The organism is Bacillus kalamii, assembly GCF_047238185.1.
Classification (GTDB): Bacteria; Bacillota; Bacilli; order Bacillales; family DSM-1321; genus Bacillus_AD.
Map to the genome: position 1 here is coordinate 1019830 of NZ_JBDFMI010000006.1, position 24855 is coordinate 1044684.

Below are 24855 nucleotides of genomic sequence, written 5' to 3' on the forward strand. Positions count from 1 at the left end.
GTATGGAAGACGCCTGTTATGACTGGCGTCTTCTTTTATATACAAGCAATGGCCTCTTTCAATAGCCGGAGAGGTTGGATGATTGGGCTGGATATACGATGCTCAGCCTGCTCGGCTGCGTCGACCATCGACAGTTGGCAGACTGCATAGGATCCTTCTTTGCGGCTTTTTTCTATTATATAGGAAGAAACGCGCTGATCATGTTCTTGCTTTCGTCCTTTCATCAACAAATCAAAAGCGCCTTCAATAATGTCAACTTGAGTGTTAACCGGAGTATCGAGCAATTGGCTGTATTCCTGTAATCGTTTCATAGTGCCTGGCACTGTTTTAGGATTGGTGAAAAATAACGTATGTCTTTCCTGATGGGAGCAGAGGAATTGGAAAAGCGGTTCATCGATTTTAAGCAAAGGAATATTGAAAGCAATGCTTAATTCGTCCAAACAGGCAATATAATTTGTGCATGTAATCAGAATGGCATCTACATGGCATGAAGAAATCCATTCTAATTGGCCTTTTACTCTATGTTGCGCGGTATGGTCGGGGAACATCTCGCTTTGTGATATTCTATGCAGGAGGCCGGGATCGACAAAATGAAGGGCATTAGTAGTATGTGGGTTTATAATTCGCTCAATATAAGGGATGTTTGAATGATGTGCATGCAGGACACCGATCGTTTTTTTCAAAGGAATCACCTTTTCGTTTTCTGAATATTTTAACAAGATAAAAAGGAGATGTATATATAGAAAGGTTCAGTAATTAACTTTTGAACTCCATAGGTGCGCGAGTACTGTGAGGAGGGCAGCAGCTCTTATTTTTTTGGACAAACGTTTGTCCAACGATGTTTGGAAGGACCTATATTGCTTTACCGTAGCAAAATTTGATAGTATTAGAAGTATGGTTTTTGATCGTATTTTAATGGAGGTGAATGGAGAGATGTCACGTATTTCGAATGAAGAAGTGAAGCATGTTGCCCATTTGGCGAGACTGGCAGTCACTGAGGATGAAGCAGAAGAAATGAGAAAAGAATTGGATGCTATTATTACCTTTGCCGAGCAGTTGAACGAACTGGATACTACGGGGGTGAAGCCGACTTCACACGTATTGGATATGGTAAATGTATTGCGTGAGGATAAGGCAGAAAAAGGACTTCCAGTTGAAGAAGTCATGAAAAACGCACCGGATCACAAGGATGGATTAATCCGCGTTCCGGCAATTATGGATTAAGGGGGGAACAACATTGACACTGTTCACGAATAGTTTGAAGGAGCTACAAAACCTTCTGCATAAAAAAGAGGTGTCCGTTACTGATCTAGTAGGAGCATCATTCGAACGCATCCAGCAGGTAGATGGAACGGTTTCCGCTTTTTTATCATTGAATGAAGAGCAGGCACGAAAACAAGCTCAGCAAATGGATGAAGCGTTGGCAAAAGGCGAAACAGCAAACCATCCATTATTCGGCATGCCGATCGGTGTGAAGGACAATATCGTAACAAAGGATTTACGTACAACTTGCGCAAGCAAAATCCTTGAGAACTTCGACCCTATTTATGATGCGACCGTTGTGCAAAAGCTAAATCAGGCAGGCACAGTCACTATCGGTAAATTGAATATGGATGAATTTGCAATGGGTTCCTCCAATGAAAACTCAGCCTACAAAACAGTCCGCAACCCATGGAACACAGATTGTGTACCGGGCGGATCATCTGGCGGATCTGCAGCATCCGTTGCCGCCGGCGAAGTTCTTTTTTCATTAGGTTCAGATACAGGCGGATCGATTCGCCAGCCGGCATCCTTCTGCGGTGTAGTCGGAATGAAACCTACATACGGCCGCGTCTCCCGTTTTGGATTGGTTGCATTTGCCTCATCACTTGACCAAATCGGGCCGATCACAAATAACGTTGAGGACAATGCTTTTCTTTTGGAAGCAATCTCCGGACTTGATCCAATGGATTCAACCTCCGCGAATATCGATGTTCCCCGTTTTACAGATGCGCTGACCGGCGATGTCAAAGGGCTGCGCATTGCTGTTCCTAAGGAATACTTAGCGGAAGGAGTAGATGAAGAGGTAAAAGCATCCGTGCTTGAAGCCTTGAAAGTGCTTGAATCACAAGGAGCCACTTGGGAGGAAGTATCGTTGCCTCACTCTAAATATGCGCTTGCAGCGTATTATTTATTGTCTTCTTCTGAAGCATCCGCAAACCTTGCGCGTTTTGACGGAGTTAGATATGGCTATCGTACCCCTAATGCGGACAGCTTGATCGAGATGTACAAGCATACCCGTTCAGAAGGATTCGGAAAAGAAGTGAAGCGGCGTATCATGCTTGGAACATTCGCATTAAGCTCAGGCTATTATGATGCTTATTACAAAAAAGCGCAGCAAGTGCGTACATTGATCAAGAAGGATTTCGAGGATGTTTTCGCGAAATACGATATCATCGTAGGGCCGACAACGCCTACTCCAGCCTTTAAGATTGGAGAAAATACAAAAGATCCGCTAACTATGTATGCAAATGATATCTTGACTATTCCAGTAAACTTGGCTGGCGTTCCTGGCATCTCTGTCCCGTGCGGCTTTTCCCAGGAAGGATTGCCTTTGGGATTGCAATTGATCGGCAAGCATTTTGACGAAAGCACCATCTATCGTGTTGCCCATGCGTTTGAGCAAGCAACCGACCATCATACAAAAAAACCACAATTGTAAGGGGTGAGGATTATGCAATTTGAAACGGTAATAGGTCTTGAAGTACACGTAGAATTAAAAACAGATTCGAAAATTTTTTCATCCAGTCCGAACCAGTTCGGGGCGGCACCAAATACAAACACATCGGTTATTGATTTAGGATATCCTGGCGTACTGCCTGTCCTTAACCGGAAAGCGGTCGATTATGCAATGAAGGCGGCAATGGCGCTGAACTGTGAAGTGGCGACTGACACTAAATTCGACCGCAAAAACTATTTCTATCCTGATAATCCGAAAGCCTATCAAATTTCTCAATTTGACCAGCCGATCGGCGAGCATGGCTGGATTGAGATTGAAGTGAATGGCTATAAGAAAAAAATCGGCATTACCCGCATCCATATGGAAGAGGATGCAGGCAAGCTGACACATGGAGCAGGCGGAATGTCTCTATGCGATTATAACCGCCAGGGCACACCTCTTGTGGAGATCGTGTCGGAACCGGATATCCGTACGCCAGATGAAGCATATGCCTATCTTGAAAAATTGAAAAGCATCATCCAATACACAGGTGTATCCGATTGTAAAATGGAAGAAGGCTCCCTTCGCTGCGATGCCAATATCTCTATCCGCCCAGTAGGACAGGAAGAGTTCGGCACTAAAACTGAATTGAAAAACCTGAATTCATTCAACTTTGTCCGCCGCGGCCTTCAGCACGAAGAAGAGCGCCAACGGGAAGTTGTCTCCAATGGAGGCGTCATTGAGCAGGAAACACGCCGTTTTGACGAAAACACAGGCAAGACAATCCTGATGCGTGTCAAGGAGGGGTCCGATGATTATCGTTACTTCCCTGAGCCTGATTTAATGGACCTATATATTGATGATGAATGGAAAGAACGTATCCGTGCAGAAATACCTGAGCTTCCAGATGCCCGCCAAAAGCGGTATATGGAAGACCTTGGCCTTCCTGCCTATGATGCGGCTGTCCTGACTGTTTCAAAAGAAACGGCTGATTTCTTCGAAGCAACTGTAGGGGCGGGAGCGGATGCGAAACAAGCATCCAATTGGATCATGGGCGACCTGTCTGGGTATTTGAACGCAGAGGGAAAAGAATTGCATGACTTGCCTTTAACTCCGGATTCACTGGCAGGCATGATCGGTTTAATTGAAAAAGGAACCATTTCATCCAAAATCGCAAAAACGGTCTTTAAAGAATTGCTTGAAAACGGCGGAGATGCAGAAGCGATCGTAAAAGAAAAAGGGCTCGTACAGATTTCCGATGAAGGAGCTTTATTGAAAATCATCGATGAAATTCTGGATCAGAACCCGCAAAGCATTGAAGATTTCAAAGCAGGCAAAAAGAAAGCGACAGGATTCCTTGTCGGCCAAATCATGAAAGTGACAAAAGGCCAAGCCAATCCACAGATAGTCAATAAGCTGCTTATGCAAGAAATCCAAAAGCGCTAATGAAACAAAAAGCCATTTTCCTCTATTAGGGAAATGGCTTTTTTTATATGTAAACGAGATGCCGGCCCAAGCCCAGGGTTCCAAAGAGCTTAAAATAGCAACTTGCCTATATGGAAATAGGACATGAAAATGGATCATGGTTTCAGGTTTCCTGCATTCTGCGTGAGTGGAGTCCCTCCCGTTGATCCTTTCAGCTTTCCGATGCAGGAATAAGGCGGGAGCCTGTGTATTTTTGAGGATTGTGTGAGAAAGAATTGAAAAAGAAAAAACAGTTATCTATCAAGCTTTCATTCAACATTTACATAAATAGATTGTGTTAAAATAAAGTAAAAAACTATCTTAATCTATCACCATTCTGCTTTATTCGGTTTTTCGATTACGGTCATTGATGATTGTTTGGACATCCAACCGGATACAAGTCTGGATTTTTTGATCGACCATTGAATACGTCTGATTAACCACCTCTTTCCTACTGTTTTTTACGTTCCGGCATTGAAACCTTCTTATCCTGTCTTCATTCAAAGAAGAAAAATAGTGTATAGCTGTGAATATAGCTTATTGAAAAGCTTATGTAAGAGATTGTTTGAACGATCGTGAGCATGTAAGCATATATTGTCCATAACTAATGCAGGGCTTCTCTTTTATAAAGGGCGGTATTCTTACTATAAGATAGGGGGATCTATAAGGATGGGTTTTATTGTACTGTTATGTATCATTGCTATTGCTGTCTCTTTTTTTAACAAAAATGGAAGTGGAGCAACGGAAAGATACAATAATGAACAACAAGTGCATACAAACGGATTGACTAATGATGGCAGCCACTCGTTCACGGCGGGAAAGGAACATAATCACCATCATCATGGCGGGCATCATAACCAGGGGTGCGGCTTTGAGTCTGGCGGCGATATGGGTGGAGGATGCGATTAAGGTAAGAAGAGGGTGAGTCATGGAATTGATCATCACAATTTGGATTATGGTCGCTATATTGTTTAGCATTTTAGCGTATGCCGTCCATAACCGTAAACAGTATCATTACGTTTCACATTACCATCATTATAGCGATAGTGAAAAGAAAGAGCTTGAGCAGAGCGGTTATTTCGTCCGCATTGGCCGATTTATGTGGGGAGTGGCAGTTTTATGGGTTCTCTCTATCCCATTTGTCGCTCTGGAGATAGAATATGCCATGGAAGCTTCTCTGACCGTATTCCTTTTGTATGTACTTATTGGTGTTTTTATCATACGCAGATCGGATGTTAAGAGAAGGCGGAAACGGAATTCGAGAATCTTGCTTATTGTATATGCGACTGTCGCCATTGTTTTAGGTTTCGTTTTTATTCAGGGGCAGCAGGATACAAAAGTGAAAATAAACAGCGATACGATCGCTTTTGAGGGGATGTATGATTATACACTTCCAATTAAGGAAATCACAAGTGTAGAATGGCTTGAAGAAATGCCGGAAGACACGTATAAGCTTAATGGCTATGCGACGACATGGCGCTCGCTTGGCCACTTTAAATCAGATGCATACGGAAAGGGCGTCCATTATGTATTTCCTAACAAGCCGCCTTTCATTATTATTAAAGCTAAACATACATATGTAATCATTAATTCCAGGGATAAAGAAAAAACAGAGCGTCTGTACGATAGAATACATGATACGCTTGAGGTTGCGGGCTTGGAGCATTAAGGAAAGAAAGGGGCTTGAGGAACTATTATCAAGCCCTTTTGTGAGGATTTCAGTTGTGCATTGAACCGGCGGGGCAAAAAATTGAATAAATATTTTTTAAAATGGCGCTATTTTAGATATACTGTTAAAGTAGTATTTTTTTCGACTGTACTATATAATCTATTCTCGGTGTTACTTGTTTACTTTGATTTGTTTGACGCGTTGCGGGATTAAAATGAGCAACGGATGAATCTGATTAATAGGATGATGAAAATGAAACGAGCAAGACTAATATATAATCCGACTTCAGGAAGGGAAGCAATCCGCAAGCATTTGCCGGATATCCTCGCAAAATTGGAGGCAGCCGGCTATGAAGCGTCCGCCCATGCGACAACGTGCGAAGGCGATGCAACGGAAGCGGCAAAGACAGCGATTGAGCGTAAATACGATGTTGTCATTGCTGCAGGCGGCGACGGGACCATTTATGAAGTTGTCAATGGCCTTGCAGGAGCTGAACATCGCCCGAAGCTAGGCATTATCCCTACAGGGACGACAAACGATTTTGCCCGTGCCATCCATGTGCCCCGCCAAGTGGCTGCGGCAGTGGATATCATAACAGACGGCTATGCGATGCCTATCGACATCGGCAAAATGAATGATAAATATTTCATCAATATTGCTGGCGGCGGACGTTTGACAGAGCTTACATATGAAGTGCCGAGCAAGCTGAAGACGATGCTTGGCCAGCTGGCATATTATTTGAAAGGCATAGAAATGCTTCCAAGCATTAAGGCGACACAGGTCAAAATCGAATACGACGGTAAATTGTTTGAAGGGGAAATCATGTTATTCCTCGTAGCCAATACCAATTCCGTCGGCGGATTTGAACGGTTGGCTCCGGATGCCTCTTTGAATGACGGCATGTTCTCCATGTTAATTGTGAAGAAAATGAATTTGGCTGAATTCATCCGTGTCGTCACTATGGCTATACGTGGTGAGCATGTGAAGCATCCAAGCGTAGTCTATGCAAAGGCAAATCGCATTAAGGTGACTCCGGTCGACAAGAAGCTATTGCTGAACCTGGACGGAGAGTACGGTGGTGAAGCACCTGCTGAATTCGTCAATATGTACCGCCATTTCGACGTATTTGTACCAAGCGGATTTTCACCGGATGCATTGCCGCAAATGGATGATCCGGAAGAAAGAGAAGAAAGCTGAAAAAGAATCGTATATACGATTCTTTTTTTTTTGGAGAGACAAATTAGCGTTTTCTTTTGAAAACAGTCAAATAATAAATTCTTCGAATAGCATAGATGGCGAGGGCAAATCCAGTGACAGTCAAAACAGTACCGAGAATGCTGAAGCTTGAGAGCATGGAAAATTACTCCTTTCGTCTCTTTTTAAAGTGTATATACTAGATATTACCATGTTTTCATTAGGATTGCTTGGGACCTTTCCCACTCCTCCAAAAGCTCTAATGGGCAGATCCTTCTCAGAGCTTCGTCTTAACCTGGTCGGGGGTAAGCAGGCGCCTTCCGCTTTTGTCTCATTCAGCTGCAGGCGCCACCCCCTCGAGGTCTTAAGCCAAATCTCAGCCAAAGGCAAAAACCAGCCTTTTGTCAGAGCTTCGTCTTAAGCTGGTCGGGGGTAGGCAGGCGCCTTCCGCTTTTGTTATTCCCATTGTCTCCCTGTGTTGGTTTGGGTGGTTTTCCTTTATACTTAGAGTAGGGATAATACTATATTATCCAACTTTGAAAGGATGGTAATGTTGCTTTATTATCGTATATACCACTTGGATGAACAGAAGCCATGGGTTACACTTGTGCATGGTGCCGGCGGGAATTCGGCCATTTGGTTTAAGCAATTGAAGGAATACAAAAAGTATTTCAATGTATTGCTGATTGATTTACGCGGCCATGGGAAATCGAAGTCGATTAAATGGAAAGACGGAGATGACCTCGAGACGGTTGCGGAGGAAGTATTGGATGTGTTACGGCATCTTCATATAGAACGCTCACATTTTATAGGAATATCTCTTGGGACGGTTATTATCCAAACGATCGCCAAGTTGGATCCCGACCGGGTTGAAACGATGGTTCTCGGCGGTGCCATTACCAAGCTGAATATCCGTACGAAATGTTATTTAACATTGGGCCATTTAGTGAAGCGCATTGTTCCATATATGTGGATATACCGTTTGTTTGCATGGATTATCATGCCCCGGTCTAACCATAAAGAAGCACGGCATACATTTGTTTCACAAGCAAAAACCATGTGCCAAATCGAATTTATTCATTGGCTCTCACTTACCAAGAATGTAAATCCGTATTTGAAGGAGCTTCAAACGGATTGCCATGGCATCCCCACACTTTTCCTCATGGGAGAACAAGATTATCTGTTTATCGAAAACGTCGAAGATATTGTACTGGACACAGGAAATAATGTCCGATTTGATATTATTGATCATGCGGGCCACGTCTGCAATATCGATCAACCCCACCAATTCAACGCATTAAGCATTTCTTTCATTATCAATAACAGCAGAAAGCTGATTTCAATCAAAACCAGCTAATTAAAAAGATGAATGGAATAGGCCATTCATCTTTTTAATGTGGTTATTAATATGTTTTTGGTCTAATGATCAATGTAACTGCGTAATAAACAATTCCTGCAAATACGCCATAGATGAGGAACCAGCTGAAATCGGTATGGAAGCTGCCGAAATCAGTATCAAACATTTGGAAAAGCAAGTGTCCGATCAATCCTAAAGCCATACCTGCAACAATGTACAAAAGAAACTTGATGATTCCATTGCGCGGATTACGTTTCTCGATGAATATGGATGCGGGAATGCCGAACAAAATGAACAGAGGCAATGATAATGCCGCCACAAGCGGTATAGAACTCCATTCGGAGAAGCCGTATATGATGACAGGCAAAAGAATGCTGAATGCAAGGCCCGCCGCAATCGCGCTAAGTAATTTCCTCATATGCAAAACACCTCTTCCTGTGTACTTTAAGTGTACAATAAACGAGAGGAAGCGAATACTTACTTTTTTTGCTTCTTTTATCTTATACCCAAAAGATAAGGCTTTTCATTCACCGCTTTTTCCGCTTCCTTTATTGTCGAAGTGGATTGTGGTAAAATCATGCTAGTCTGTAAAAGGGAAGCCCTAAATGACAGGGCATCACATAGAAAAGGAAGTTGAATACATGAAGAAAAACGCACCAGTCGCAAAAAATGATTTGCTGACTGTCCAATTTGAAGATTTAACGACAGATGGAGCCGGAGTGGCGAAGGTCGATGGTTATCCACTGTTTGTCCCTTACGCATTGCCAGGTGAAAAAGCAAAGATCCGCGTAGTGAAAGCGAATAAAGGATATGGATTCGGACGTTTGGAGGAAATCATCGAACAGAGCCCGGACCGTGTCGAAAACCCCTGCTCGCTCCATAAAGAGTGCGGAGGAGCACAATTGTTGCATATGAGCTATGAGGGACAGCTTCGCGCCAAGGAAAAACAAGTGCGTGATGCAGTCGAACGGATCGGCGGATTGAAGGGTTTGAAAGTCCACCCTGTCCTTGGAATGGAGAATCCTTGGAAGTATCGCAATAAAGTGCAGGTACCGGTAGGAGAGCAAAATGGAAAAATCGTAGTAGGCTATTATAAGAAACGCAGCCATGATATCGTCGATATGGAAAACTGCGGAGTGGAGCTTTCCATGGACGATAGCATTGTCCTGAAAGTTCGCGATATCTGCATCGATAACGGATTATCTCCTTATAATGAAAAAACGCATCGCGGCGTATTGCGCCACATCATGGTACGCTGGGCGAAAGAAACAGGCGAAATCATGATTGTGCTCGTAACACGCACACGCCAATTGCCGAATAAAGATGAAATCGTCAAAGATATCGTAAAAACAATTCCGAATGTAAAAAGCATCGTCCATAACATCAATGTGGAACGTACAAACGTCATCCTAGGCGACCGTTCGTCCACTATCTATGGCAGCTCAACGATAACGGATTATATCGGTGACGTTCAATTTGCCATCTCAGCGAAATCATTCTATCAGGTCAATCCGTACCAAACGAAGGTACTATATGATAAGGCTCTTGAATACGCCGGCCTGACAGGTGAAGAAACCGTGATCGACGCATACTGCGGCATCGGAACGATCTCCTTGTTCCTGGCGAAAAAAGCGAAGAAGGTATTTGGAATCGAAATCGTCAGCGATGCGATTAAAGATGCGGAAAGAAATGCAAAGCTGAATGAAATCACTAATGCTGAATTCATCACCGGAGCGGCAGAAACAGTGATTGCCGATTTATATAACGAAGGCGTAAAAGCCGATGTTGTCGTAGTCGATCCGCCGCGCAAAGGCTGTGACGAAGCATTGTTGAACACAATCATCGCCATGAAGCCGAAAAAGGTCGTCTATGTATCATGCAACCCAGGTACATTGGCAAGAGACCTCCGCGTATTGGAAGATGGAGGCTATCAAACGGTGGAAGTACAGCCGGTGGATATGTTCCCGCAGACGACGCACGTGGAGAGCGTAGCGCTGTTGGAATTGAAATAAGATGAGTAAGAATAAACTCCAAGATAGCTCTTAGTTTGCAGCTGTCTTGGAGTTTTTTAGTATGTTCTTTTCAGCATTTCCATATCTGCGCCCAGCCTTGCTGAAGACTTCATACTGACACCAAATCTATAGATGAAACTGATACAATATATATATGAATATAGTAAAAATAAACATTTTATCATTCAGTTGTCGCGTTCCTATTTTTATAGCTATTGTCGAAAATGGATGGAGTGCAACTATTCACTATATGTTAAACAACTAAACTAGAGGTGATTGTGATGAAGAACATTGATAAGTATAGAGGTTGCTTTATAGATAGTTCTGCAGGTGAGGTTTTGGATACTGCTTCTATTTTAATAAAGTATGGGAAAGTACTATGAGTAATGTCATATTGTTTCCAGATTATGAAAAATAAAAAAAGAAGTAGAAAAACTTCGCACTGAGTTATCTATGCTTGTTCTAGAACGGGACGAGATCCAGTATGTGGAATGTAAAAATATCGAAATGAGCTATATGTTGGTTCTCGGTAGTTTGGAATATAAAGTGTCTGAAGCACAGTGTGCCGCTTTACGTATGAAACGAAAATTGGAACTCATTCAGGCCAAGAGAAATCGTCAGGAAAAGATTATTCTCCCGCAAATTGAAGAAATCTTGGAGAATGAGTTTTCTGAGTATAAAGAAAAGCTGAATGCACAAATTGATAAAATAAATGCTGCCATTAAACACAGCCAGGGTGTGCTTTTATCTGATAAAGATAATAAAGAACTGAAAAAGTTGTATCGTAAAATTGTAAAAATGATTCATCCGGATTTGCATTCGGATTTAAGTAGCGCACAGTAGGTTTGTTTGAAAATGCTGTTATAGCTTATAAAAATGGCGATTTAGAAACATTGCGCATAATAGATGAAATGGTGCGTGAGCCTATCCTGCCAGAAGCCAAACAGGATGCAATGGCACAGCTGATACGGGAAAAAGAACGTTTTGTCAAATTGTTGGAGAATATCAAAGACAGCATTGCAAGGATAAAGTCGGAGTATCCGTATACGGTAAAAGATAGTGTGTACGACAATGGAAAAATGGCTGCTCGTAAGGCAGAGTTGGAGGGAATTCTTCGTCAATATAATGAATTGATTGAAACGTATTCTGCCAGAATACAAAAAATGCTGGGGTGATAAGATGGGTGATTTAGTTAAAACTGAAAGCGGTGGTTTGGTTAGCCTTCTCCATGGAAAGGGTGGAAATTTAGTTGTTCCGAAGCCATTTGAACGAGATATATTTTTGTTTGATACATATGTGGCGGGTACCAGCCACGTAGAGGGAATGGAAGAACTAGGTCTGTATTTGAATGTGGACGATAAACTGGACTTCTATAGGGAGCCGGATAATCCATATTTGTCTGCCAATTTACTGTCCGTAACTGCTAACTTACTTGCCATAATTGCCAATTTACTGTCCATAACTCCACATTTACTTGCCACTTCTCATTAATCTCTGCAACTCTTCTATAGATAGATGGTAAACTCGATTTTTAAAAGTACCATCTGAAGACGTTTTTAATGAAGATAAGATTTTTGACGCAACGGATGTAGAGGGGATGTGAAGGAACTCTCGTAATTGCTTGTTTGTGATGGTTGAGCCGATGAGAAGGCGAAAGTCTATCAGTGCTTGAATATGAGCTGATTTTGAAGAAGTTGCACAATTGGTACAGTACCATCGTTCCCTTTGCTTCTGTAAAGGTAGACGATTGCAAGAAGGGCACAATATTCCTGATAAAATAGTAGAGCGGTCAATTTGAAACCGTTTAAGGACATCATAGTTTGCGTCCATCTGCTGCTTGACTAATAAACGGTTTATTTTGCGATAATCAGCTTTAGAAAGTAGCTCCTGTGAGAACTTTTCCTGAATGTCAGCGATTATAAAAGGAAGATTCGCAGCGTGGGTCACTTTTTGGCAGATATCGGAGTGTCGATTAGCAGACTTAATATAGGTAGATGGGTTACTAATGCAAACGAGGTATTCTATAGGAATTTCAGGGAGTTTGTTTTTCTGCAACCACTTTTGTAGCTGATGGGTTTGTTTTTTTACTTGTAGAATTGGATCGGGGAAGGATTCTTCTTTTTCATTAATGGTTCGAATTAATTGATGAAAAGTACGATCGAACACTAAAGTGCCAACGATATTTTTCACTTCAATGATGAGGATGAAATAGGGGGTTAAAAGAAGGAAATCCATTTGAAAACAAGATTTTTCCTTAAAGGGAAGCCGCACGTCATGATGTAATTCATATTGTCCTTCTACAAATGTTAGCTGATAATCGACTGCTTGTTCACCTCGAAATCCAGCATAGCATTTCGCTAACTCCTCTTTAATTCTAATTCTGGCAAAATGATGTGCTGGTAATCTTCTAAGTAAAGCTTCTAATTGTAAGATAATTATAGGGATTCTTCTTCTTTCTTGTTTAATCGATATTTCACCGCCTTTCCTCTTTAAAAAATTCCACATAAATGAGTCATATCCTTCTGAAAAAAATGTCATTTGTCCGACAAAACTCATTCTTTTTATTGCTTTAATACGTTGAATTACCAAACAATACTATTTCTAAGTTATTTACAATCCTAAAAGTTTGATTATATAATGTATAAATATTATATTAATATAATTATTATTCATAGAGTAGGAGAGTAAATTATGGAATTAATAGGGATTTTAATTATCATAGTAGGCTTTGCTTTGAAGTGGGATACGATCGCAGTAGTTGTTGTAGCGGGTATTTCCACTGGATTAGTAGCAAAGATGAATCCTATTGAAATATTGGATACACTCGGGGCAGCCTTTGTCTCAAATCGTGTTACATGTTTATTTTTGATCACACTTCCTGTTATTGGTTTGAGTGAAAGGTACGGTTTGAAGGCAAAAGCCGTTATGCTGATCAAGAAAGCAACGAACTTATCGGTTGGTAAACTATTGAGCGGCTATACGTTCATAAGAGAGATAACCATTGGAATGGGCGTAACGCTAGGAGGACACCCGCAATTCGTTCGGCCACTAGTTAGCCCAATGGCTGAAGGTGCAGCTATTGCTAAATATGGAGAAAAAATAGAAGAAAAAGATATGGAAAAGATTAGAGCGTATGCTGCAGCATCTGATAATATCGGTAACTTTTTTGCACAGAATATTTTCATGGCAAATGCAGGTGTATTGTTAATAGCTTCTACATTAGAAGGAATCGGCATGCCGATCGATACACTTCAGGTTGTCAAAGTGGCCATTCCAGTGGCTGTCATTTCATTTGTGCTATGGGTCATTCAAAATATGTTATTTGACAAAAAGCTTAAGCAAAAATATGCTGCAAAAGAAACTGAAAAAATTAGAGGTGACCAATAATGGATGTGACACAAATCTCTAATTTGCTACTAGATCTATTTTATATGATCATCGGTTTATTCATGGGTATTACAATGGTATTCACCATTAAAGATCAGAACCATAAAACAAGAATCGGCACAGCTTTATTTTGGGGGATTCTTGCAGTCATCTTCATTGCAGGAAATCATATTCCAAGTACAATTGTCGGTGTATTAGTCGTTTTGATTGCTATTTTATCAGCAACAAAGCAAATCAATATGGGTACGTTTAAGCAGTTGGATGATACATTTGCGACTTTAAACGCAGAAAAATTAGGGTTGAAAATATTCATCCCATCTCTGTCTATTGCTATTATCGCGATGCTTGTAGCTTCTTTCACAAGCTTTCCGGGCACTGTTGCGATCGGTATCGCCGCATTGTGTGCTCTAGCGCTGACATTCATCATTACGAAAGCAAAACCGAAAGAGATGTTGGCTGATTCGAACAGAACATTCCAATCAATTGGATCATTTGCGATCCTTCCTCAACTGTTAGCTTCTTTGGGTGTGTTATTTACAACAGCAGGAGTTGGCGATAAAATTGCTTCTATCATTTCAACTGTAATCCCGACAGGCAACGCCTTGATCGGGGTAGCGACATACTGTATCGGTATGGCGTTATTTACAATCATCATGGGCAATGCATTTGCGGCCTTCGCTGTTATTACGGTGGGCATCGGTGTACCGTTCGTATTCAGCATTGGCGGAGATCCTGTAATCTGCGGAACGCTTGCTCTGACAGCAGGATACTGTGGAACATTATTAACGCCAATGGCGGCAAACTTCAATATGCTTCCGGCAGTATTGCTTGAAATGAAAGATAAAAACGCAGTCATTAAAGCACAGGCTCCTATAGCGTTAACCTTGTTAGCTGTTCATATTTTCTTGATGTATGCGTTAGGATTTTAAGAGTAAGGATATATAAATTTTTTAATAGGAGAACGAGCCATGAAAGTACTATTAACAGGATTTGATGCATTTGGCGGAGAACCGGTCAATCCGGCAGAAGAAGCAGTGAAAATGGTCAGCGACCAGATAAATGGGGCTGAAGTGATTAAAGTTATTATTCCTACAGTCCAAACAAAATCCGTTCAGGCTATTGAAGCTGCCATTGAAATGCATCATCCGGATATTGTTATTTCGGTAGGCCAAGCGGGAGGAAGATTTGATATCACTCCAGAAAGAGTTGCCATTAATCTCGATGATTACAGAATCAAGGACAATGAAGGCAATCAACCGATAGATGCAGTTATACAAGCAGATGGCCAGCCGGCATACTTCTCGAGCCTGCCAGTAAAGGCGATGGTTAAGCATATGAATGAGCATCATATACCAGCAACTGTATCTTATACAGCAGGAACATTTGTATGCAATCATGTTATGTACGGCGTTTTATACATGATCGATAAAAAGTACCCTCATATCAAAGGCGGATTTATCCACATTCCTTATATGACTTCGCAGGTTATAGATAAGAAAAACACACCGTTCATGTCGTTGAATGATATTGTAAAAGGCTTGGAGCTTGCAATTGAAGCCTGCACGATCAATGACGAGGATATTCAAGCGGTAGGTGGGGAAATCTGCTGATGAAAGCGATCAATCTTTTTGTTTATGGGAGTTTAAGAGAAGGTTTCTTTAATTATAATACGTATTTAGACGGCAAGGTCATCGAGAAAAAGGATGCCAAGCTTGAAAATATGACATTATATCATCTGCCATACAAAGGATATCCGGCTTTAACCTTCGGTGAAGATACAGTATATGGGGAAATCATGGTACTAAGTGAAGAGCATTATGAAGAGACAATGAATGCGATGGACAAAATGGAAGGGTTCATCGGTGAAAATAACCCTGAAAATGAATATCATAAAGTCATTCTTGAGGTTGAACATCTGCATACGAACCAAAAAGAAAAATGTTTTGTCTATGTTTATAATAAAGATAATGACCAGCTTTTTGGCAACGGCGCAATCTATCTTCCTCACGGCAACTGGAAAGAGCATATGCTATGCGTAAGTATGCAATAGGCAAGTTAAGATTTTGCTAATCATTAACGAAAAACAGTTGTTATAGAAACATCTATAACAGCTGTTTTTTTGGTTTACAGTTATACTGTTTAGTGCTGGTTTTCGTTAAAATACACTTTTCCGATTGTACAAATTATAAAGATCCAATGCACTTGTATTTGAAAATAAGTTAGTAGGCATGATATAAGTGTAAAAGAGGTCGGATATGTATCTTTATAATTTACGGCTTGAGAGCCTGAAGTGGTATCCATAATGAGAGGATTTGAGTTTGAAATGATAGAGAACTTTTGGCGTGATTTACCGCGGCCATTTTTTATACTTGCACCAATGGAAGACGTGACAGATGTTGTTTTTCGTCATGTAGTAAGTGAAGCTGGTCGACCGGATGTATTTTTTACAGAGTTCACCAACTCGGATAGCTACTGTCATCCAGAAGGCATGAAAAGTGTGCGTGGCCGGTTGCTGTTTACAGAAGATGAACAGCCGATGGTGGCGCATATTTGGGGGGATAATCCTGAATATTTCCGCCAAATGAGTATTGGCATGGCAGAGCTGGGATTTAAAGGCATTGACATTAACATGGGTTGTCCTGTACCGAATGTGGCGTCGAGAGGGAAAGGCAGCGGCCTTATTCTGCGTCCAGACGTAGCAGCGGAACTTATTCAAGCAGCAAAAGCAGGCGGACTGCCTGTCAGTGTGAAAACACGGCTTGGCTATAAGGATGTAAATGAGCGGGAAGAGTGGCTTACCCATATATTAAAGCAGGATATTGCAAACCTTTCTATTCATTTACGTACAAGAGAGGAAATGAGCCAAGTAGATGCGCATTGGGAGCTAATTCCGGAAATCAAAGAATTACGCGACCGTATCGCTCCAAATACGCTACTAACAATCAATGGAGACATTCCTGACCGTCAAACGGGGATGCAGCTTGCTGAACAATATGGGATTGATGGCATTATGATCGGGCGAGGCATTTTTAAAAATCCGTTTGCTTTTGAAAAAGAGCCAAAAGAGCATGATAGTAAAGAATATCTTGATCTTTTAAGACTGCAGCTTGACCTTCAAGATCAATATGCGGAAGTACTGCCACGTTCAATGACAGGGCTTCATCGCTTTTTCAAAATTTATGTTAAGGGATTCCCTGGAGCTGCGGATTTGAGAAATCAATTAATGAACACCAAATCAACAGACGAAGTAAGAGCATTGCTTGACCATTTTGGGGAAGATTGTTGATCGGGCAGGAACAGTGAAAAGATTTATAAAGCCTACTGGCACTCATGGCAAAAGTGGGGCTTACCTTATACTAAAATAATTGTATGCATGGCCCAGTCTTAGGACTGGGTTTTTAATTTTTCCCAACAAAATTTACACGTAATTCGACAATTATAGTGCTTTTTTATTGTTATAGTTTAGGAAGATGATTTCCACTGTTATACACGTCATTTAAAACAGGAAGGAGGTATTTTTAATCTCTTTCGTCTGAATATTTTAAAAAAATAGGAGGGAGAACGTGAAAAAAGAGGGGAAAAACGATTTCCGCTGGTTGACCATTTTAATGATTTCTTTATTAGTTTTTCCGATGATGTTTTCTAACACCGTATCTGCAGAAGAGGCGGTTGGAAAATCGCTTATAACCAAATCAGCCAATGAAGCCAACAGTAAAATTAGTGATTCCTTACTAAAACAATTTGACAAAAAAGATAAAGTGACGTTTTTAATTAAATTTAAAGAGCAAGCAGATCCAGCTGCTACAGCTGAAAAGGCAATAAAGACGGCGAAAGATCAAAAAAAATCTGCTGCGCAAACGAAGTATATGAAACGATCTGCTATCGTTTCGGATCTAAGAACTACAGCGATAAAATCTCAAGGCAACGTGACTGATTTTCTAAAGATGCAAGAAAAAGTAGGGAATGCATCTAATATCCATTCCTTCTATATTGTAAATGCGATGGCTGTTACTGCGACAAAAGAAGTAATGGACAAAATTGCATCCTTGCAGGAGGTGGAAAAAATCCTTCCGAATGAAACAAGGCATCTTGATGCAACTAAGATAGAAGCATCTAAAGCTAAAACTAATGGAGAAACTCAATCCATTGAATGGAATATTGATCATATTGGTGCACCTGCTGTGTGGGATATGGGGATTGACGGATCAGGTACAGTGGTGGCATCCATTGATTCAGGCGTACAATGGGACCATCCGGCATTAAAAGAACATTACCGTGGATTCGACCCAACTAATCCTGATAACCCGTCACATGAATATAATTTTTTTGATGCTGTCAATGGCCGTACAGAAGCGTATGATGACCACGGCCATGGTACACATGTGACTGGTACAATGGTTGGTAGCGAACCGAATGGAGAAAACCAAATTGGTGTGGCTCCAGGTGCTAAATGGATTGCTGTTAAAGCATTAAATGCTGATGGAAGTGGGACTGATGCGCAATTGATTGCTGCTGGCGAGTGGATTCTTGCCCCTAAAGATGCATCTGGAAACCCCAACCCAGAGATGGCGCCGGATGTCGTGAATAACTCTTGGGGTGGGGGACCAGGTATAGATGAGTGGTATCGCCAAATCGTTCAAGCTTGGCGCGCTGCCGATATCTTCCCGGAATTCTCTGCAGGCAATACTACACCATTTAATCCAGGCGGTCCGGGATCCATTGCGAACCCAGCAAATTATCCCGAGTCATTCGCAACCGGTGCAACGGATAATAAAAACAATTTAGCCGGTTTTTCACTACAAGGTCCTTCACCCTATGGTGTCATGAAGCCCGATATTTCAGCTCCAGGTGTAAATATCCGATCTTCCGTACCTGGAAGTAAATATCAAGGCGGCTGGAATGGCACTTCTATGGCAGGGCCTCATGTGGCTGCAGTTGCTGCATTGCTTCGACAGGTCAATGCAAATATCTCCGTAGAAGACATGGAAGACATTCTTATTACAGCTTCAACTCCATTAACAAATGACCAATACTCTGAATCTCCTAATAATGGTTTTGGCAGTGGTTTAGTTAACGCCCACGATGCGGTGACCGCTATGATTTCCGGACTTGGCACATTAAAGGGGCAAGTGGTCTTTGCTGGAGAAGACAATGAAGCTCCAAGTGTAAATCATTCCGCTCCGGAAGAAGTTTATGCCGGAATGGATGTGCCTTTGGAGATTAGTGTAACGGATAATATATCGGTAACAAATGTAGCCCTTAATTATGTGGCTGAGGATGGCAGCAACAAATCAGTAAATGCTGAAAGAACGGTCGGCAATGCCAAAGATGGCGTATATAAAGCGGTCATACCTGGCAGTGATGTTACCGAGCCATCTATCTCTTACAACTGGATGGCAAATGATGCAGGTGGAAATGCTGCAAATACAAACAATTATGAAGTACCCGTTAAACCTGGTATTACGGTCGGCTATTTTACAGATTTTGAATCCACTCCAATCGGTTGGACTTCATTGACAGACGAGGCTTGGGAATGGGGCGTACCCACAGCGGGACCCGGAAGCGCCTTCTCAGGAGAGAAGGTATTCTCGACTAAATTAAAAGGAAGTTACAATCTCCTGGAAAATCAGACGTTAATTATGCCTCCTATCCAGTTACCGAAAGGAAACAGCTATTTGCAGTTTAAACAATGGTATCACATGACAAATGACGTTGATTTTGGGCATATTGTAGTTTCTACCGATAAGCAGAACTGGACCCAGTTGGCTACTCTCACTAATCGTTCGGATGGTTGGGTTGATGGGCAAATTAATCTAAGTAAGTATGCGAGTGAAAGAATATATGTGGGTTTCAATTTTACGAGTAGCGACACATTCAATCTATTCAGGCCAGGTTGGTTTATTGATGATGTAGGTCTTTCCAATAAACCGTTAGGGGAATCTCAAGCTAGAAATAGTGTGTTTGACGATAAATGGAAGGGCACAATAGAGGTAAACGATCATAAAACAGTAAAAATTAGCGCCATTTTACCAAAGGTTGACGAGAAATCTGTAAGTAAAGTGAACGAACAAAAATCAGATCTTGCGGCAATTCCTATTAGCGCTAAAGTAAGCGTACTTGAATCAGGAAAATCCGTAAACACAAACCCTGAGGATGGTTCTTACCGATTGAGGCATGCAATAGGTAAATACACCGTACTTGCTGAATCCTATGGCAACCGTTCAGCGACCCAAACGGTCGATATTGGTGCCGATGGTGAGACTACTGCAAACTTTACTCTCGAAGAGCTGCCAAAAGGAACCATAACTGGTACAGTTACAAATGAGTTGACGGGTAAGCCTGTTAAAGGTGTTACGCTTCTTCTTGTTGAAGATGCACAAGTTAAGCCGGTTGTAACAGATCAAAATGGCCATTATTCTCTAAAAGCCTATCAGGATCATTACACATTAAGAATCATGGAATCATCGTATATCGGTAAAGAAATTTCAATTACACTAGACGGGTCATCACTTGAACAAAACATTGAAATGAAACCATTAACAGGATTTCAAGGCGAAATTGGGTATGATGATGGTTCCGCGGAGGATTTTGCCGCACTCGCAAATGCAGGAGATATGTTTGCCGTTAAGATGAGTCTTGAAGAAGGTCAAGAATCTGCAATGGTTACCGGAGGTTTATTCCGGTTCGGTGATACATCCTTCCCGGTTCCTGGAGGCACTGATATTCAGGTAGCGATTTATGATGTAAATAAGGATGGGTCCCCAGGGCAAAAAATGGCCGGCCCATTTGATGCGACGGCCCTCCGCAATGGTCAATGGACACATGTAGACTTATCCCATAAAGGGATAAAAGTGAACCATGATTTCTTTATGGTTTATATCCAACCTAAATCTCTTCCGAATATTCCTGCCATAGGGATGGATTGGAAGGGATCGGATGGATCGCGTAGCTGGTATTTCGCTCAAGGTGAATGGAGAAGGGAGAAAGGTTCAGAAGAACTGGGAGTCTTCGTAAACTTCATGATTCGTGCCATTGTGAATTATGAATTATCGGCGCCTGTCATTACAAAGCCTGCATCAGGCAGCTATACAAAGGAAGGGGTTATAACGGTTGAAGGTACTTCTAAAGCAAATGCAGATATTGAGATTTACAATAATGGAGCGCCGGTTATTTCAACCAAGTCTTCTGCTGAAGGTACATTTGCTGCCAATATCACGTTAACGGAGGGAGACAATGTACTGACTGCAACAGAACGAAGTGTTGGAGGTGAATCGGAGCCTTCAAAACCCGTGAAAGTGGTGCTCGATCAGACTGAACCTGAATTGATGATTACAAGCCCTATCGATAAATCTAAAACGAATAAAGAAACAGTTACAGTCGAAGGAACCGTTTCTGATGCTAATCTCGAAACAGTTGAAGTGAATGGGCAGAAGGCGAATGTAAAAGATGGGAAATATTCATGTCGGATCTTATTGGATGAAGGCAAAAACAACATAAAGGTAACCGCAACAGATAAAGCAGGACATAAAGTGAGTAAATCGATCACAATCACTGCGAAATTCACTGCGCCAACAATAGAAAACCTTCTTCCTAGAGACAATAAAGAATTACATGCAGGTCAAACAGTTACTATTGAATTTGATAGTGAACAGGGGTTAACAGCTTCCTTCGCTATTAAGATGCCATTAACTAACTCGGGAAATCATATGACCAATGCCATCGATCTGCCTTTCAAGGAGACTGTACCAGGCCATTATGTCGGTTACTATACGGCCACTTCGAATGTTGTGGCGAATGGCGCAGAAATTGAAGTGAAAGCCGAAGATGGATTCGGAAATGTGACACGTGTCAGTGCAGAAGGTAAGCTTTGGATCAATTCGGGAGGGACAAAAGGTAAAAGAGACTACTAGAGCAGTGCACTAAACTGTTTTTGTTAGGCTAAAATACGATTTTCATAAGTGAAAAACGCCATTCTTTTTGTAACCACAGAAAAGAATGACGTTTTTTTAGGTGAATCAAATTGAAAATAATGTAATTAAATGATCCTCAGAAAATGTATACATACTCCATTCAAGTATAAGCTTCCAGCAGTCCAATTTTCGCAAAAAGATAGCATATGAATTGTTTTGAGAGGTTTATTCGATTACTATTTTATATATAGGTATAATTAAATGTGAGAACAACCATTTATTATTATATGTAAACATAATAATCTGCCTATGCATTAAGGAGGTAACATTCCTTAATGAAATTAAAATGGGTTTGTTTGTGAAGAAATTAGCAATGTTTCTTCAGAAAACAGAATAATGAAAAAGATTACAAGGGGGACGGATGGACTAAAAAAGAAAAAATAAAAGGAGTTAACGGTTTGGATAAGAGGAAAGTTAAAACAATCATAAAACGAAAAAGGAATAAATGGAGAATCGTTTCACGTGTGTTATTGATTATTATCGGGGCGTTTATTACCAGTTATGGACTTGAAGCTGTATTGATTCCCAACAGTGTTTCCGATGGGGGAGTAACCGGACTAAGCATCGTCGGCTCGCAATTGTTTGGGATGCCATTGGGGCTGTTGATTGGCGTCATTAATATCCCTTTTGTATGGCTTGGATATAAGCAAATCGGTAAAAGCTTTGCCATCTACTCGATTGTAGGGATTGTTTCTTTAGCTGTCGGTACAATCGTCATGCATCCGGTGCCGACCATCATCCATGGTGATACATTGCTGGTTACAGTTGTCGGCGGGATTATTATCGGTTTTGGAATGGGTCTTGCGCTGCGTAATGGGGGTGCGTTGGACGGAATCGATATGCTGGCTGTATTGCTTTCTAAGAAATTGCCTTTTGGAACAAGTGATTTAATCCTATTCTTAAATATGTTCGTCTTTATTGTAGTCTCCACAGTATTTGGCCTTCAAGGAGCCATCCTCTCAGCGATTGCCTATTTCATCGCTTCTAAAGTGATCCATATTGTTGAAGAAGGTTTGAGCGGCTCGAAAACATTCAAGATTATTACACAGCAGCCTGAAGAAATGGTTGAGACCATCCGGGACCGTTTAGGACGGAGCGCTACGTACAAAGAAGCGTATGGCGGCTATTCGCATGATCGATTCATCGAAATCACATGTGTCATCAACCGTATGGAAGAAAGCAAAATGAAAGAAATTATCCATGAAATAGATCCGCATGCTTTTGTTACAGTATATGATGTAGCAGAAGTGAAGGGCGGTAATTTCAAAAAGAACAATATCCATTAATTGTGTTCAAGTAAAGTAATTTTTTTATGAGAATGCTAGAATAATGCGTTTTAGGCAGTTAAGACAGCTTCAAAAAATGACATGGTAAGATCCTTGAATTCCAAGAATTCAGGGATTTTTTTACTGCTTTTTTTATAGTTTGTCTGATATATGAATAATGACCGATATTATGTTCTTTGAGTACGGACACTTGTATTTTTAAAGAGAATTCATTATTATAAGATAATAGAATTGTATACAAGAAATATGTGGGAAATAGGATTAGGCAAACAACTAGCTATGAATTTTGGGGGAATGATCATGTCAAACAATGGTCTAAAAAGGGGATTGAACGCACGTCACATTCAAATGATTGCATTGGGCGGAACAATCGGAGTCGGTTTATTCATGGGTTCGACCAGCACCATTCAGTGGACCGGTCCTTCTGTTATGCTGGCATATGCAGTTGCCGGTTTTTTTATTTTTTTGATTATGCGGGCCATGGGGGAAATGCTGTATGTAGAGCCGACTACCGGTTCGTTTGCCACCTTCGGGCATACATATATTCATCCGCTGGCAGGTTATATGACAGCATGGAGCTACTGGTTTCAATGGGTAATTGTTGGGATGTCCGAAATTATCGCAGTCGGAATGTATATGAAATATTGGTTTCCCAGCCTGCCGGCATGGATACCAGGCTTGGTAGCGATGGCAATCCTTGGAGCGGCCAATTTGATTTCAGTCAAGTCTTTTGGAGAGTTCGAATTTTGGTTTGCCCTTATCAAGGTAGTGACTATCGTTCTCATGATTATTGCCGGATTAGGGCTTATTTTCTTTGGTTTTGGCAATGGAGGCCATGCGATCGGTTTATCGAACCTTTGGAAGAATGGGGGCTTTTTTACAGGAGGGTGGTCTGGTTTCTTCTTTGCGCTTTCCCTTGTGGTGGCGTCCTATCAGGGAGTGGAGTTGATCGGTATTACAGCGGGGGAGGCAAAGGATCCCAAGAAAAATTTGACGAAAGCGATCCAAACGATTATTTGGCGCATTTTAATTTTCTATATCGGCGCTATATTTGTTATTGTAACGGTGTATCCATGGGATCAACTGAATACACTTGGCAGTCCGTTCGTATCTACTTTTGCGAAAGTGGGCATTACGGCTGCCGCTGGCGTGATTAACTTTGTAGTGATTACGGCGGCCATGTCAGGCTGCAATAGCGGTATTTTCAGTGCAGGACGTATGCTTTTTACATTAGCGAAAAATGGACAGGCACCGAAAATATTCGCCAAGGTGTCCAAAAATGGCATTCCTGCTTATTGCACAATCGCTGTTCTGACCGGACTTGCAATCGGTGTTGTCCTGAATTATGTGGCTCCGCCGCAAGTGTTCCTGTATGTATACAGCGCAAGTGTCCTTCCGGGCATGATTCCATGGTTTGTCTTATTGATCAGTGAATTGAAGTTCAGAAAAATGAGAGCGGCAGAAATGGAAAAACATCCGTTCAAAATGCCTTTTGCCCCATACAGCAACTATGTGACTATAGCCTTTTTGATCATGGTACTGGCCGGCATGTGGTTCAATCCGAGCACACGGGTTTCTTTGCTGGTCGGCGTTGTCTTTCTGGCTATTGTAATAGCAAGCTTCTTTCTATTAAAAATGAATAATCGAATTCCGCTAGAGAATGAAGAAGAAGCAGAGGCTTCTGCTTCATAAAGTGTTTCAAAACAACATATGATAACCCTGAAGCAGTGAACAATCTTAAGGCTTCAGGGTTTTATTTTGCCGCCAGTCCATTTATCAGTGAATAATGCAAGTTTCCTGCCATATATTAATGCATGG

At 41.4% G+C, this 24855-nt stretch carries 22 protein-coding genes; 19 read left to right on the forward strand and 3 right to left on the reverse strand.

Translation table 11 applies throughout. From position 1 onward, the window contains the following. Positions 1-35: 35 nt before the first annotated feature. Positions 36-683 (reverse strand): hypothetical protein, encoded by a 648-nt coding sequence (locus tag ABC357_RS22870; RefSeq protein WP_412889809.1) that lies wholly within the window; start codon positions 681-683, stop codon positions 36-38. A 250-nt stretch (positions 684-933) separates the two neighbouring features. On the opposite strand from ABC357_RS22870, the gene gatC reads away from it, so the two are divergent. The 7 genes from gatC (at position 934) to ABC357_RS22905 (ending at position 8382) form a co-directional block, all read left to right on the forward strand. Then, positions 934-1224, forward strand: coding sequence for an Asp-tRNA(Asn)/Glu-tRNA(Gln) amidotransferase subunit GatC (gatC, locus tag ABC357_RS22875; protein ID WP_412889810.1), 291 nt, complete (start codon positions 934-936; stop codon positions 1222-1224). Between the two features lie 13 nt (positions 1225-1237). Then, the gene (gatA, locus tag ABC357_RS22880) at positions 1238-2701 is read left to right on the forward strand and encodes an Asp-tRNA(Asn)/Glu-tRNA(Gln) amidotransferase subunit GatA (protein ID WP_412889811.1); all 1464 of its coding nucleotides are present in this window, start codon (positions 1238-1240) and stop codon (positions 2699-2701) included. Between the two features lie 12 nt (positions 2702-2713). Continuing rightward, positions 2714-4144, forward strand: a complete 1431-nt coding sequence (gatB, locus tag ABC357_RS22885) for an Asp-tRNA(Asn)/Glu-tRNA(Gln) amidotransferase subunit GatB (RefSeq protein WP_412889812.1) — start codon at positions 2714-2716, stop codon at positions 4142-4144. A gap of 687 nt (positions 4145-4831) precedes the next feature. Continuing rightward, a complete protein-coding gene (locus tag ABC357_RS22890; protein WP_412889813.1) occupies positions 4832-5071 on the forward strand; it encodes a hypothetical protein in 240 nt (79 codons plus the stop codon). A 19-nt stretch (positions 5072-5090) separates the two neighbouring features. Continuing rightward, the gene (locus ABC357_RS22895) at positions 5091-5831 is read left to right on the forward strand and encodes a DUF3784 domain-containing protein (RefSeq protein WP_412889814.1); all 741 of its coding nucleotides are present in this window, start codon (positions 5091-5093) and stop codon (positions 5829-5831) included. Positions 5832-6083: 252 nt separating this feature from the next. Beyond that, positions 6084-7028 (forward strand): diacylglycerol kinase, encoded by a 945-nt coding sequence (locus tag ABC357_RS22900; RefSeq protein ID WP_412889815.1) that lies wholly within the window; start codon positions 6084-6086, stop codon positions 7026-7028. Between the two features lie 547 nt (positions 7029-7575). Next, positions 7576-8382 (forward strand): alpha/beta fold hydrolase, encoded by an 807-nt coding sequence (locus ABC357_RS22905; protein ID WP_412889816.1) that lies wholly within the window; start codon positions 7576-7578, stop codon positions 8380-8382. Between the two features lie 46 nt (positions 8383-8428). Here ABC357_RS22905 and ABC357_RS22910 read toward each other — a convergent pair whose 3' ends face one another. Next, entirely contained in the window at positions 8429-8800 is a 372-nt protein-coding gene (locus ABC357_RS22910) for a hypothetical protein (protein WP_412889817.1), read from the reverse strand. A 223-nt stretch (positions 8801-9023) separates the two neighbouring features. Between ABC357_RS22910 and rlmD the strand changes: the two genes are divergently transcribed. The 4 genes from rlmD to ABC357_RS22930 all read left to right on the forward strand — a co-directional run bounded on the left by rlmD (position 9024) and on the right by ABC357_RS22930 (position 11885). Further along, positions 9024-10394, forward strand: coding sequence for a 23S rRNA (uracil(1939)-C(5))-methyltransferase RlmD (gene rlmD / locus ABC357_RS22915; RefSeq protein ID WP_412889818.1), 1371 nt, complete (start codon positions 9024-9026; stop codon positions 10392-10394). Positions 10395-10880: 486 nt separating this feature from the next. Beyond that, positions 10881-11237: a J domain-containing protein gene (locus tag ABC357_RS22920; RefSeq protein WP_412889819.1), complete on the forward strand. Its 357-nt coding sequence runs from the start codon at positions 10881-10883 to the stop codon at positions 11235-11237. A gap of 2 nt (positions 11238-11239) precedes the next feature. Beyond that, a complete protein-coding gene (locus ABC357_RS22925) occupies positions 11240-11569 on the forward strand; it encodes a hypothetical protein (protein WP_412889820.1) in 330 nt (109 codons plus the stop codon). Between the two features lie 4 nt (positions 11570-11573). Continuing rightward, a complete protein-coding gene (locus ABC357_RS22930; RefSeq protein WP_412889821.1) occupies positions 11574-11885 on the forward strand; it encodes a hypothetical protein in 312 nt (103 codons plus the stop codon). On the opposite strand, the gene ABC357_RS22935 is transcribed toward ABC357_RS22930, so the two are convergent. Beyond that, positions 11865-12983, reverse strand: coding sequence for a nuclease-related domain-containing protein (locus ABC357_RS22935; RefSeq protein ID WP_412889822.1), 1119 nt, complete (start codon positions 12981-12983; stop codon positions 11865-11867). The genes ABC357_RS22930 and ABC357_RS22935 overlap by 21 nt on opposite strands. Before the next feature lie 102 nt (positions 12984-13085). On the opposite strand from ABC357_RS22935, the gene ABC357_RS22940 reads away from it, so the two are divergent. From ABC357_RS22940 to ABC357_RS22975, 8 genes are all read left to right on the forward strand, one after another. After that, entirely contained in the window at positions 13086-13781 is a 696-nt protein-coding gene (locus ABC357_RS22940; RefSeq protein ID WP_412889823.1) for a DUF969 domain-containing protein, read from the forward strand. Beyond that, a complete protein-coding gene (locus ABC357_RS22945; protein WP_412889824.1) occupies positions 13781-14710 on the forward strand; it encodes a DUF979 domain-containing protein in 930 nt (309 codons plus the stop codon). The genes ABC357_RS22940 and ABC357_RS22945 overlap by 1 nt, the downstream gene beginning before the upstream one ends. 39 nt (positions 14711-14749) lie before the next feature. Further along, positions 14750-15391, forward strand: coding sequence for a pyroglutamyl-peptidase I (gene pcp, locus ABC357_RS22950; RefSeq protein WP_412889825.1), 642 nt, complete (start codon positions 14750-14752; stop codon positions 15389-15391). Then, complete coding sequence (locus ABC357_RS22955) at positions 15391-15831, forward strand: gamma-glutamylcyclotransferase family protein (protein ID WP_412889826.1); 441 nt, start codon at positions 15391-15393, stop codon at positions 15829-15831. The genes pcp and ABC357_RS22955 overlap by 1 nt, the downstream gene beginning before the upstream one ends. A gap of 273 nt (positions 15832-16104) precedes the next feature. After that, positions 16105-17067, forward strand: coding sequence for a tRNA dihydrouridine synthase (locus ABC357_RS22960; protein WP_412890104.1), 963 nt, complete (start codon positions 16105-16107; stop codon positions 17065-17067). A gap of 277 nt (positions 17068-17344) precedes the next feature. Then, complete coding sequence (locus ABC357_RS22965) at positions 17345-21691, forward strand: S8 family serine peptidase (RefSeq protein ID WP_412889827.1); 4347 nt, start codon at positions 17345-17347, stop codon at positions 21689-21691. A 482-nt stretch (positions 21692-22173) separates the two neighbouring features. Continuing rightward, a complete protein-coding gene (locus tag ABC357_RS22970) occupies positions 22174-23037 on the forward strand; it encodes a YitT family protein (RefSeq protein WP_412890105.1) in 864 nt (287 codons plus the stop codon). Between the two features lie 300 nt (positions 23038-23337). Continuing rightward, the gene (locus ABC357_RS22975; RefSeq protein ID WP_412889828.1) at positions 23338-24729 is read left to right on the forward strand and encodes an amino acid permease; all 1392 of its coding nucleotides are present in this window, start codon (positions 23338-23340) and stop codon (positions 24727-24729) included. Positions 24730-24855 lie beyond the last annotated feature (126 nt).